Source organism: Microbacterium sp. NPDC055683 (assembly GCF_053617895.1).
In genome coordinates, this window is the sequence record NZ_JBSHGQ010000005.1 from 58,532 (window position 1) to 70,897 (window position 12,366).

At 73.1% G+C, this 12,366-nt stretch carries 11 protein-coding genes; 7 read left to right on the forward strand and 4 right to left on the reverse strand.

The window, feature by feature from the left end; genetic code table 11:
- Window positions 1–40: 40 nt before the first annotated feature.
- Complete coding sequence (gene recQ / locus ACWGPF_RS03550; protein ID WP_452331509.1) at window positions 41–2,047, reverse strand: DNA helicase RecQ; 2,007 nt, start codon at window positions 2,045–2,047, stop codon at window positions 41–43.
- 97 nt (window positions 2,048–2,144) lie between these two features.
- Between recQ and ACWGPF_RS03555 the strand changes: the two genes are divergently transcribed.
- The 6 genes from ACWGPF_RS03555 to ACWGPF_RS03580 all read left to right on the forward strand — a co-directional run bounded on the left by ACWGPF_RS03555 (window position 2,145) and on the right by ACWGPF_RS03580 (window position 7,598).
- The gene (locus ACWGPF_RS03555) at window positions 2,145–2,483 is read left to right on the forward strand and encodes a GNAT family N-acetyltransferase (RefSeq protein ID WP_452331510.1); all 339 of its coding nucleotides are present in this window, start codon (window positions 2,145–2,147) and stop codon (window positions 2,481–2,483) included.
- Entirely contained in the window at window positions 2,480–3,463 is a 984-nt protein-coding gene (locus ACWGPF_RS03560) for a pirin family protein (protein ID WP_452331511.1), read from the forward strand. The genes ACWGPF_RS03555 and ACWGPF_RS03560 overlap by 4 nt, the downstream gene beginning before the upstream one ends.
- A gap of 179 nt (window positions 3,464–3,642) precedes the next feature.
- Window positions 3,643–4,209, forward strand: coding sequence for an ECF transporter S component (locus ACWGPF_RS03565; RefSeq protein ID WP_452331512.1), 567 nt, complete (start codon window positions 3,643–3,645; stop codon window positions 4,207–4,209).
- Window positions 4,210–4,243: 34 nt separating this feature from the next.
- Complete coding sequence (locus ACWGPF_RS03570; protein ID WP_452331513.1) at window positions 4,244–5,944, forward strand: ABC transporter ATP-binding protein; 1,701 nt, start codon at window positions 4,244–4,246, stop codon at window positions 5,942–5,944.
- The gene (locus ACWGPF_RS03575; protein ID WP_452331514.1) at window positions 5,941–6,744 is read left to right on the forward strand and encodes an energy-coupling factor transporter transmembrane component T; all 804 of its coding nucleotides are present in this window, start codon (window positions 5,941–5,943) and stop codon (window positions 6,742–6,744) included. Before ACWGPF_RS03570 ends, ACWGPF_RS03575 begins: the two co-directional genes overlap by 4 nt.
- An 8-nt stretch (window positions 6,745–6,752) precedes the next feature.
- Complete coding sequence (locus ACWGPF_RS03580; protein WP_452331515.1) at window positions 6,753–7,598, forward strand: siderophore-interacting protein; 846 nt, start codon at window positions 6,753–6,755, stop codon at window positions 7,596–7,598.
- Window positions 7,599–7,605: 7 nt separating this feature from the next.
- Here ACWGPF_RS03580 and ACWGPF_RS03585 read toward each other — a convergent pair whose 3' ends face one another.
- Entirely contained in the window at window positions 7,606–8,607 is a 1,002-nt protein-coding gene (locus ACWGPF_RS03585; RefSeq protein ID WP_452331516.1) for a M15 family metallopeptidase, read from the reverse strand.
- Between the two features lie 106 nt (window positions 8,608–8,713).
- Between ACWGPF_RS03585 and ACWGPF_RS03590 the strand changes: the two genes are divergently transcribed.
- A complete protein-coding gene (locus tag ACWGPF_RS03590) occupies window positions 8,714–10,798 on the forward strand; it encodes an intein-containing Rv2578c family radical SAM protein (RefSeq protein ID WP_452331517.1) in 2,085 nt (694 codons plus the stop codon).
- On the opposite strand, the gene ACWGPF_RS03595 is transcribed toward ACWGPF_RS03590, so the two are convergent.
- Entirely contained in the window at window positions 10,799–11,716 is a 918-nt protein-coding gene (locus ACWGPF_RS03595; protein WP_452331518.1) for an aldose 1-epimerase family protein, read from the reverse strand.
- 56 nt (window positions 11,717–11,772) lie between these two features.
- Window positions 11,773–12,315, reverse strand: a complete 543-nt coding sequence (locus ACWGPF_RS03600; protein WP_452331519.1) for a MarR family winged helix-turn-helix transcriptional regulator — start codon at window positions 12,313–12,315, stop codon at window positions 11,773–11,775.
- Window positions 12,316–12,366 lie beyond the last annotated feature (51 nt).

Genomic DNA, 12,366 nt, shown 5'->3' on the forward strand with positions numbered 1-12,366 from the left:
TGTCCAGCCGGCATTCAGGTTTCGTGACGCGGCGTGTCGGTCAGCGACCGGCGATGACGGCGAGCACGGACTCGCCGTAGGCATCGCGCTTCTTCGCGCCGATGCCGGTGATCCCGTCGAGCTGGGAGAGCGTCGCGGGCTTGTGCTCGGCGAGCGCACGCAGGGTGGCGTCGCCGAACACGATGTAGGCGGGAACGCCCTGTTCGCGGGCCTTCTCGGCCCTCCACGCCCGCAAGCTCTCGAACAGGTCACGATCTGCGGGGGCGAGGGAGTCGGCCGCCGTCGCCTTGCGCTGCGCGCTGCGCGCCGGGCGCCCGATGACGTCCTTGCGGAGCGGCACGGCCGTCTCGCCGCGCAGCACCCCCGCCGACGCCGGACTGATGCCGAGCGTGCCGTACTCGCCCTGCGAGACGAGCAGGCCGCGCGCCAGCAGCTGGCGGATGACGCTGCGCCAGTCCTGTTCCGAGAGGTCCTGACCGAGCCCGTAGGTCGACAGCCGGTCGTGGCCGAGCTTCCGCACCCGATCGGTCGATGCGCCGCGCAGGATGTCGATGAGGTGGCCGGCGCCGAACGACTGCCCACGCTCGCGCTGCAGGCGCACGATCGTCGAGAGCAGCTTCTGCGACGCGATGAGGCCGTCCCACGTCTCGGGCGGCTCGAGGCACGTGTCGCAGTTGCCGCACGGCCCTGATTCCTGGCCGAAGTACGCCAGCAGGTTCTGCCGGCGGCACGCGACCGTCTCGCACAGCGCGAGCATCGCGTCGAGGTGCTGCCCCTGCCGCTGCTGGATGGCGCGCCCGCCGTCGCTCTGCTGGATCATGCGACGCTGCTGCACGACGTCGCCCAGCCCGTAGGCCATCCAGGCGACCGACGGCTCGCCGTCTCGCCCCGCGCGGCCCGTCTCCTGGTAGTACCCCTCGACCGACTTCGGGAGGTCGATGTGCGCGACGAAGCGCACGTCGGGCTTGTCGATGCCCATCCCGAACGCGATCGTCGCGACGACCACCACGCCGTCGTCGCGCAGGAAGCGCGACTGGTGCGCCGCGCGCACGCCCGCGTCGAGACCCGCGTGGTACGGGATGGCGTCGACGCCCTGCTGCGCGAGGTACGCCGCCGTCTGCTCCACCGACTTGCGGCTGAGCGCGTAGACGATGCCCGCCGAACCCTCGGGCTGGGAGCGGATGAACTGCAGCAGCTGCTTGCGCGGCTCGACCTTCGGCTCGATGCGGTAGCGGATGTTCGGCCGGTCGAAGCTCGCCACGAAGTGCTTCGCGTCGGGGAGCCGAAGGCGCTCGGTGATCTCATGGTGCGTCTCTCGCGTCGCCGTCGCGGTGAGCGCCATCCGGGGCACCCCGGGGAATCGGTCGGCGAGCCCGCCGAGCGCGAGGTAGTCGGGGCGGAAGTCGTGGCCCCATTGGCTCACGCAGTGCGCCTCGTCGATCGCGATGACGCTGAGGGAGCCCTGCTCCAGCAGGCGCAGCGTCTGCTCGCCGCCCAGCCGCTCCGGCGCGACGTAGAGCAGGTCGAGCTCCCCTCCGAGATACGCGCGCTCGACGGCGGCGCGCTCGGACGACGCCTGCGTCGAGTTCAGGTATGCCGCCCGCACGCCGTTCGCGACGAGGGCGTCGACCTGGTCGTGCATGAGCGCGATGAGCGGCGACACGACGAGGCCGGTGCCCTCCCGCACGAGCGCGGGAACCTGATAGCAGACGCTCTTGCCGCCACCCGTCGGCATGAGCACGACGGCGTCGCCACCCGCGATCACCTGATCGACGACGGCCGCCTGATCACCGCGGAACGCGTCGTAGCCGTAGACCGTCTGCAACGCGGCGAGCGCCGTCGGGAACCGGGAGGGCGTCGCGCGACGCGCGGCGGGCGCCGGTGCGGCGGGCGACCATCCGCCGTGCGCGTCGCCCTCCGGCGGCGCCCAGTCCTCGGGCGGGACGTCGTCGTACGGATGCTCTGGCGGCACCCAGCTGTCGTCGTCGGGGATGCGCGCGACCAGCCACGGATCGCCCTGGGAGCCGTCGTGAGGATGCGCGGGCATGCTCCGAGTCTACGGAGCGCGTCCGACGCGGCCGCGGGAACGGCCCTTCGCGCACGCATCCGGTCTAGCGTGGGGAGCACCGACGGAAGGAGCATCCATGAGCGATCTCACGGTCATCCGCAACGACGACGAGTCGCGCTACGAGCTGCACGACGGCGAGGCGGGTGCGCTCGCCGGCTTCGCCGCCTTCGAGCAGGGCACGGGGCGCATCCGGTTCGTGCACACGGTCGTCGACCCGGCCTTCCGAGGCCGCGGCTACGGCGACCTGCTCGCCTCCGAGGCGCTCGCCGACGTCGCGCGGCGCGGCGACGTGATCGTGCCGCTGTGCCCCTTCATCGCGGCCTATCTCTCGGAGAACGAGGTCGCGGGCGCCGTCGTCGACTGGCCGCATGGCGCGCCGCACGACGCCGCGACGCCGGGCGAGCAGCCGGGATGACGCGGCTCGAGACCGATCACGAGGTCGACGGCGGCACGACCTCGTGCGACGGCCCGCGCCTGCTGCTCCTCGCTCCGCGCGAGGTGCCCCTCGGCGGCGTGCGCGCCATGGAGGTGCACCGCTCCCTGCCGCAGCGCGACCTGCCGACGGTGGGTGCCTGGTGCTTCCTCGACCGGTTCGGGCCGCAGGACGCGATGATGCGCGTCGACCCCCATCCGCACATCGGTCTGCAGACGGTGACATGGCCGCTCGTCGGAGACGTGCGGCACCGCGACAGCCTCGGCAGCGACGTGGAGATCCGCCGCGGCTCGCTCAACATCATGACGGCGGGCGACGGCATCGCGCACTCCGAGTACTCGGTGGGCGACGGCCCCGTGCCGCTCGACGCGCTGCAGCTGTGGGTCGCGCTCCCCGAGGAGCGGAGGCACGGGGCCGCCGCCTTCGAGCGCCACGACGACCTGCCGGCGCTCGCTCTGCGCGCGATCGAGGGCGCCGACGCGACGGCGACGGTGGTCGTCGGCACCCTCGACGGGGTGGTCTCCCCCGCCACCGTGCACACGCCGATCGTCGGCGCCGAGATCGCGGTGCCGGCCGGGTCGCGCGTCCGCGTGCCGCTCGATCACCGCTGGGAGCACGCCGTCGTCGCCGTCGACGGCGACGCGCGGGTGGGGGCGGACGGCCGCGACACGTCGATCTCCCGCCTCGACCTGCTCTACCTCGGCGTGCACCGCGACGCCGTCGAGCTCGCATCGGACGGCGGCGCGACCGTCTTCCTGCTCGGCGGCGAGCCCTTCCCCGACGACATCGTCATGTGGTGGAACTTCGTCGCGCGCTCGCACGAGGAGGTCGCCGCCGCCCGCGACGACTGGGAGGCCCGCTCCGCACGCTTCGGAACGGTCGACGGCCACCACGATGCCGAGCGCATCCCCGCCCCGCCGCTCCCCAACGTCCGCCTCACCACGCGCCGCCGGCGGATCTGACGCCGGGCGTCGGCCATCCTGTCGAGACCAGCCCTCGTCGTCGAGACCAGCGCCCCCAGCATGGGTTTCGACGACCAACGCTCGTCTCGGCGGGGGCGGCAGCCAGCGCCGGGATGGTCGCGGGACGACTCGTGCTCGCACCCGGCCGGCTCGCATCCGGACGACTTAGGCTGTCCTTCGTGACCCGAACGCCCGCACTGTCGACCCGTGTCCTGCTCGTGTGCGCGGCGATCGGCGTGGCGACCGGCATCCTCGGCGGCGTGGAGGGCTGGCTCGCGGCACCCGTCGTCGCGGGCGCGCCGATCATCTACGGCTTCCTCCTCGGCGTCCACGTCCTGCCGGGCATCGTGGCGCAGGAGCTCCTGCGCCTTCCCTGGGTCGCCCTGCTCGCTCACGTGCTCGCGGCGCTCGTCTCCAGCGCGATCGCCCCGCCCTTCACGGGCCAGTTCCTCATGACCGCCGTGCTCTTCGGCGGGCTGCAGGAGGGCGTCGCCGCGCTCTTCCGCTACCGCGCATGGGGGTGGTGGCGGTTCCTCCTGTCCGGCGCCGTGATCGGCGTGCTCGTGGCCGCCATCGTCGCCCTCGCCGCCGACATCGCGGCGCTTCCCGGTTGGGCGCAGACCGCCTACCTCGTGCTCTCGCTCCTCGGCCCCGTCGTGTGGACCCTCGTGGGCCTCGGCGCGGGGGCAGGGCTCCGCCGTGCCGGAGTGGCCGCGCCGCGCCGCACGCACGTCGCGTCACGATGACGGCTTACAGGTAAGGCAAGGCTAAATTGGTGGCGTGAGCCCCGCCGTCGACGAGCCCCCGCTGCTGCGTGTGCGCGGACTCTCGATCGCCTACCCCGATCGCGCGCCCGCGCCGTCCGACGTCTCGTTCGACGTCCGGCGCGGCGAGGTGGTGCTCGTGCTGGGGCCGAGCGGCTCGGGCAAGTCGACGCTGACGCTCGCGCTCGACGGACTCGTGCCGCACGCCGTCGACGCCGACATGGACGGCGCGGTCGTCGTCGCCGGCGTGGACACGCGCGACTCCTCCCCCGCCGCGCTCAGCGCGACGGTGGGCATGGTCTTCCAGGACCCCGACACGCAGATCGTGACGGCGACCGTGCTCGACGAGGTCGCCTTCGCGCTCGAGAACCTCCTGCTGCCCGTCGCCGAGGTCCTCGCGCGCAGCGAGCGCGCGCTCCGCCGCCTCGGGCTCTGGGAGCGCCGCCACGACGACCCGGACACGCTCTCGGGCGGCGGGCGCCAGCGGCTCGCGATCGCCTGCGCGCTCGCCGTCGACGCCGACGTGCTCGTCCTCGACGAGCCGACCGCGAACCTCGACCCCGTCGGCATCGACGACGTCTACGCGGCGCTCGCCGAGATCGCGGCGGACGGAGACCGCGCGATCGTGCTCGTCGAGCACGACCTCGACGCCGCGGCAGAGCTCGCGACGCGCGTCGTCGTGCTCGACGCAGACGGCCGCCTCGCCGTCGACGGCCCCCTCGACACGGTCCTGCGCGACGGGTACGAGTCCCTCGAGCGGATGGGCGTCTGGCTGCCGTCCGCGCTCGTCGCGGCGCGCACGCTGCGCGACGCCGGCTGGAGGATGGCCCCGCTCCCGCTCACACCCGACGCGCTCGCGGCGGCGATCGACGCGCAGCAGCCCCCGGAGACCGCGACCGCGCTGCCGCCGGAACCCGGCTCGGTGGGCGCGGACATCGCCATCCGGGTGCGCGGGCTCACCGTCCGACGCGGAGGACGGACGCTCCTCGACGACGTCGACCTCGACCTGCCGCGGGGGTCGTTCACGGCCGTGGTCGGTGGCAACGGCGCCGGCAAGACGACGCTCGTGCAGGCGATCGCGGGCGTCGTCCGGCCGCCGCGACGCGCTGTCGTGGTCGACGGGCTCGACGTCGGCCGCGCCTCGGCACGGGAGGTCTCCGCCCGCATCGGGTTCGTCTTCCAGAACCCCGAGCACCAGTTCATCGCGCACACGGTCTTCGACGAGCTCGCCCACGGCCTGCGCATCCGCGGCGTCGCCCCCGACGAGACGCGTCGGCGCGTGGACGAGCTGCTGGCGCGGTTCGGGCTCGACGGGCACGCCGACGCCCATCCCTTCCGCCTCTCCGGCGGCCAGAAGCGCAGGCTGTCGGTCGGGACCGCGCTCATCACGGGGCCCGCCGTCCTCGTCCTCGACGAGCCGACGTTCGGGCAGGACAGGGCACGTGCCGAGGAGCTCCTCGCGCTCCTCGACGACCTGCACCGCGGCGGGACGACGATCGTCGTCGTGACGCACGACCTCTCCCTCGCCGCGCGGCACGCCACCGACATCGCCGTCGTGGCGGACGGCCGTCTGCGCGCGCACGCACCGGCCGAGGCCGTGTTCGCCGACGCCGGCCTGCTCGCCGACGCCGGCCTGCGCCTCCCCTCGCTCCACCGCGTCCTCGCCGACCGCCCTGCCGCGTCCGCCGCGCTCGCCCGCACGGAGGCGCGACGATGACGGCGCTCGTCGGCGCCGCGCCATCCGATCGCGTGCGCGGCCTGCGCTCGCTCAACCCGCTCGCGAAGCTCGCCGCTCCCCTGCCCGCGATGGTCGTCGCCCTGTTCAGCCGCGACCTCGCCACTCCGCTCGTGTTCCTCGCGCTCGCGTACGCCGTCGTCCTCGGCGGCGCCCGCCCCACCCGCCGCACGCTCGCGCTGCTCGTCGTCGCGCTGCCCGCGCTCGCGCTCGCCGTCGGCGCCGGCTTCTCGCTCTGGGCCGATCCCGCGCGCGTCGCCGACACGCCCGTCCTCCTCTCGGCGGGCGGATGGCGGCTGCACGCGGGCGCGGTCGGGATCGGGTTCGCGACGGGGCTGCGCCTCGCCGCGCTCGTCGCCCTCGCTCTCGTCGGCGGGACGACGACCGAGGGCCCGGATCTCGTGCGGGCCGCCATCCGCCAGCTGAAGCTGCCCTACCGCGTCGGATACGCGGCTCTCGCGGCGTACCGGTTCGTGCCGAGGTTCCGTCACGAGCTCGACGTCATCCGCGCTGCGCACCGCGTCCGCGGGCATCACGGCGGGCGCGGGCCCGTCGCCGCGGTGCGGCGCGGGCTGGGATACCTCGTGCCGCTCCTCGCGAGCGCCATCCGCCACGCCGAGCGGGTCGCGCTGGCGATGGACGCCCGCGCCTTCGGCGCGCATGCCACCCGCACCGAGCGCCACGAGGTGCTGTGGCGCTCGCGCGACACCGTCTTCGTCCTCGCGTTCTGGGCGGTCACCGCGATCGCCACGACCGCGCTTCTCGTCCCCTCGACCCCTTAGGAGCACCCATGGCCGTCGCCAGCCGCCTCGTCAAGCCCGCATCGCAGGAGCTGCTGCGCCTGACCGTCCAGCGCACCGAGCGGCTCTCGCCGCACTGGATGCGCGTCACGCTGGGAGGGGGCGACATCGACCGGTTCCAGCCGATGGGGTACGACCAGTGGTTCCGGATCTTCCTCCCCGTCCACGGCGAGGCGGGGCTCGAGCGCGTGCCGGCGAAGGCCAACAAGATGCTCGGCTACCTCAAGTTCCTCCGGATCCCCGAAGGGATGCGCCCGGCCATGCGCAGCTACACGGTGCGCGCGTACCGGCCGGCGCAAGGCGCGGACGGCGCCGAGATCGACGTCGACTTCGTCGTGCACGCCGCGGCCGACGGGTCGATGGGCCCCGCGCCGAGCTGGGCGCTCGGCGCGCAGCCCGGCGACGACGTCGCCATCATCGACGAGGGCCTCGTCTTCAACCCCGAGCGCGGCACCGACTCCGTCGTGCTCGTGGCCGATGAGACGGGGCTTCCCGCCGTCGCCGGCATCTGCGGCTCGCTCCCCGCGGACGCCCGCGGACTCGCGATCGTCGAGGTGCCGTCTTCCGACGACGCGCTCGACTTCCCGCGGCCCGACGGCGTCTCGCTCCGCTGGGTGGTCCGGACGGACGCGCAGGCCCGCCCGGGTGCCGGCGCGCTCGACGCACTGCGCACCGCCTCCCTTCCGGGCTCTCCCTTCCACGCGTTCCTCGTCGGCGAGCAGCAGCTGCCCACGGGCGGTCGGCGTCATCTCGTCGGCGAGCACGGCGTCGACAAGGGGCTCATCGACTTCTGCGGCTACTGGCGGGTGGGAGCCGGGGCGGGGTCGGTCGCGTGAGCGGCCGTCAGTCGAGGTAGTCGGGCGCGGCGGGCAGCCCGAAGAACTCCTCGAGCGTGTGGAACCCGCCCTCGTGGTACGCCTCGGCGAGCTCGACGCCGATGTAGCGGAGGTGCCACGGTTCGGGGTCGTACCCCGTCGTCTCGGTACGACCGCTCTCATAGCGCACGATCCATCCGTGCCGCCAGGCGTTCTCGACGATCCAGTCACCCTGGGTCGTGCCCTCGATCTCGTAGATCGTGCCGCAGCCGCCGTTCGCGCAGGCGACGACGTCGGCCGCGAGCCCCAGCTGGTGCTCGCTGTGCCCCGGACGTGCCGAGATCGCCTCGGCGCCCTCCCGCCCGAGGGAGCCCACCTGCCCGCCGAAGGTGCTCACCTGGGTCGCGTACGAGCGGTACCCGCTCTGCAGCGCGACGTCACCCGCGCCCGCGTCGGCCGCCGCGCCGACGAGCGCATCGAGCGCGGCCGCCGCGTCGGCGCGGAGCCCTCCGCCCACGAGGCTGGGCGTCTCGGCGGGGAGGATGACCGCGGGGGCGTAGTCGACGGGGCTCACCGCGCGCTGCTTGTTCACGACGACCCACGACCATCCGGGATCGTCGAGGGGGAGGCACTCCGCCCCCGCTGCGGCCGCGGCCCTCAGCTGCTCGCCGCCGCCGAACGCCGCGACCATGGCCGCCACGTCGTGCGTCTGCGCGGCGGCGGCCGCGGCGTCCGACGCGCAGCCGCCGGTGGGCGCATCGACCTCCACGACCTCGAACCGCGGCACGGGGAGCGACTCGATCGAGCCGGGCCGGGCGTCGGCGGGCTCGACCGCCGACGTCTCCTGCGGTGCGGCATGGCTCGGGCGATCGCCCCCTGCGACCGCGAGCGCGCTGCCCAGGACGCACGCGCCCACGACGCCGGCGACGGCCGCCAGCACGACGAGGCCCCGCCCGGAGAGGAGCCGCGGCTCAGACGCCGCGTGCTTCGCGACGAGACCGCGGCGCCGTGCGTAGCGCCCGTTCGTCATCCCCCCATTGTCACGGACGCGCCCGCGACGATCTGCAGGCTCCCCGTGGAGAACATATCTGCGAGTCGCACTTGACTTCTCTCTCGAAGATCTGTTCCATGGATGGATGCGATGGAACGGTCAGCGGATCGGCGAGGTCGACGCCTCGGCGCTACCGGGGCTCGACCGGCTCGACGGCCTCGTCCGCACCGTGACGACGCCCGAGTTCGCCGGCCTGACGTTCCACGAGGTCGCCGCGAAGTCGGCGCTCAACCACGTGCCCGGCCCGAGCTCCATGCCGTTCGACTGGACGGTCAACCCGTACCGGGGCTGCAGCCATGCCTGCGTGTACTGCCTCTCTCCTGACACCCTCATCCTCCGCGCCGACGGCAGGGGGGCCCGCCTGCGCGATCTGCGCATCGGCGACGAGATCATCGGCACGGAACGAGACGGGGCATACCGCCGCTACGTCGCAACGACGGTGCAGGCGAAGTGGCCCACCCGTAAGCGCGCGTACCGGATCATGCTCGCGGATGGGACGGAGATCGTCGCCAGCGGCGACCACCGCTTCCTCACGGAGCGGGGATGGAAGCACGTCACCGGCACGACGTCGGGCGCCGAGCGACGCCCTCATCTCACGACCGGCAACCGGCTGCTCGGGTTCGGACAGGGTCGCGGGCCCATCCTCGATGAGGACGAAGACGACGAGTACCGGCTCGGGTACCTGACGGGCATGATCCGCGGGGACGGGATGCTGTTCCACGGGACCTATGCGGACGGTCGCCGGACTCGGAGCATCCACCGCTTCCGCCTCGCTCTGGCTGATGAGCAAGCCCTCGATCGCACTCGGCGCTACCTGGACTCCGCTGGCGTCGTGACCATGACCCGGCCCTTCGTCGCTGCGACCGGCACGCGCCGCGCGATGAACGCCATCCACACGGCCCGGCGGGCAGACGTCGCAAGGATCGAAACCCTCATCGAGATTCCGGCAGACCCATCCGCATCATGGGATCGTGGCTTCCTCGCCGGATTCTTCGACGCGGAGGGAAGTGCGAGCCCCACCATACGCATGTCGAACAAGGACGGGCGGCTGCTCGAGGTGCTCAGGGCCGCGGCCGATCGGTTCGATTTCGCGTCGACGATGGAACCTGTCCGCCCGAACGGAGTCACGTCCCTCCGGCTCCTCGGCGGGCTTCCCGCACGCCGCCGGTTCTTCGACATCGTCCGCCCGGCGATCACGCGCAAGCTGGCGCTGCTCGGGATGGCCGTGAAGACGTTCTCGGACCTGCGCGTCGTGTCGATCGTCGACGTGGGCCACGAGATCGAGATGCTCGACATCACGACGGGTACGGGTGACTTCATCGCCAACGGCGTCGTCAGCCACAACTGCTTCGCCCGCGGAACGCACGAGTACCTCGAGCTCGACGCGGGGCGCGACTTCGACTCGCAGATCGTCGTGAAGGTCAACATCGCCGACGTGCTGCGGCGCGAGCTCGCGAAACCCGGGTGGCAGCGCGAGCACGTCGCTCTGGGCACGAACACCGACCCGTACCAGCGCGCCGAGGGACGCTACCGTCTCATGCCCGGCATCATCGACGCGCTCGCCGACTCGGGCACGCCCTTCTCGGTCCTCACGAAGGGCACCCTGCTGCGTCGCGACCTGCCGCAGCTCGCGGCGAGGAGAGCCGACGTCGACATCTCGCTGGCGATGTCGATCGCCGTGCACGACGACGCCCTGCAGCGCGCCATCGAACCCGGCACGCCGACGGCGCGCGCCCGCCTCGACACCGTCAAGGCGGCGGCCGACCTCGGCTTCCGCGTGCAGGTCTTCCTCATGCCGATCGTCCCCCACCTGAGCGACTCCGTCGAAGCGCTCGACGAGGCGCTCACGCGGATCAGGGCGGCAGGCGCGCATCGCGTCGTCTACGGGGCGATGCACCTGCGGCCCGGCGTGAAGCCGTGGTTCTTCCAGTGGCTCGCCCGCGAGCGCCCCGACCTCGTCGCCGCCTACCGCGGCCTCTATCCCGGCGCATCCGTCGAGGCGCCGAAGGGGTACCGCACCTGGCTCGCCCAGCGCATCCGCCCCCTCCTGCGCGCCCACGGCCTGGCGGGGTCGGCGGAGGAGGACCAGCCGCCGCGCACGCGGTCGCGCGCGAAGGCGCCGCCGCGCTTCATCGAGACGGGGCGGACGACGGCGCCGACCCTCTTCTGATCAGGCGCTCAGGCTCACACCCCACGAGAGCGTCCAGTCCTCGCCGGGAGCGAGCCAGCGGAGCCCCTGCCCCGAGTTGAGGGCGTCGGCAGGCGCCGTCATGGGCTCGACCGCGACGGCGAGCTCCGCTCCCGGGTAGCCCGACGTCGTGAACACCTGCACGTAGTCGAACCCCTCCCCCTGCCAGACCGTGACGGCCCGGCCATCCGGTGCGGTGAGCGTGGTGCGCACGCGACCGTCGTCACCGCGCGCGAGCCGGCCGTAGGCGCGGTCGAGCTGCACGTCCGCGAGGCGCGCGCCGCCGCGCAGATCGGTGGCCGCATCGACCGCACGCTCGGCCACGGGCAGCATGCGGTCGTCGAGCTCGAACCACGATTCCCCCGGCACGGCGAGCCGCAGCTCGCCCGTCGGGACGTCGCCGAGACGGAAGAACGGATGCGTGCCGATGGCGACGGGCGCGTCGGCGTCGCCCTCGTTGCGGATGCGGTGCGTCACCTCGATCCCGTCATCGACGAGCGCGTAGGTGACGCTCGTCGCGAGCGTGAACGGATAGCCCGCCTGCGGGAAGATGCGCGCCGAGAGGGTCGCCGCCGCGTCGCCCCCGTCGATCGCGTACGGGAAGAAACGCAGCAGCCCGTGGCTCGCGTTCCCGTACTTCGGCTCGGAGACGGCGAGCTGCTCGGTCGCTCCGCGCTGCGACCATCGGCCGTCGCGCACGCGGTTGGGCCAGGGCACGAGGACGATCCCCGATGCGGACGGCGTGCGCTCGCCGTCGGGATACCCCTGCACGATGTCGATGCCACCCACGGTCAGGGCGCGAAGCGAAGCGCCCACCTGCGCGATCCGCGCCGTCACCTCGCCGCGCGCTCCGCTCCGGCGCAGCCGCACCTGCTCGCCTGTGGGGTCGATCTCCGCCATGGCCGTCCCTTCTCGGATTCCGTCGCAGACGATCCTCCCAGACGCCGCACGGCCGTTCAGCCCTCGTCGAACCCCGCCGCCCCGAGCTCATCGGCGATGTCCTGCAGGAACCGCGTCACGACGCCGCGCTCGGCCGACGTGAGCCGCGCCGCGGCGACCGCGCGGCGGGCGTGGATGCGCCCGATCGTGTCGGTCGCGGCGATGCGCGTCTCGGGCGTGATGGCGACGGTGAGGGCGCGTCTGTCGCTCGGATGCGGCGTGCGGACGATATGCCCCGCGGCCTCGAGCCGGTCGAGCAGCTTCGTCGTCGACGCGGTCGAGATCGAGAGGAACGCCGCGAGCACGCCCGGTGTCACGACGTCGCCTCGATTGCCCGCGACGATGAGGTAGTGGAGCGCGCGCATGTCGGTCTGATTGAGCTTCATGTAGCGCAGGGAGGCCTCGTTGAGCGACTGCTCGGCCTGGCGCACCCGGCCCATCGCATTCATGAGGATGCCGATCTCGGCGACGTCCTGCGGAGAGAGACCTGCGCGGTCGACGAGGGCTCCGACGGGGTCGTTGGCGTCGAGGTCGTACACCCCCGCTCCGGTCTCCGTCATGCGACCATCCTACCTGCCAGGACTCGAAATCAGTGAAGATTCTTGCTAGGC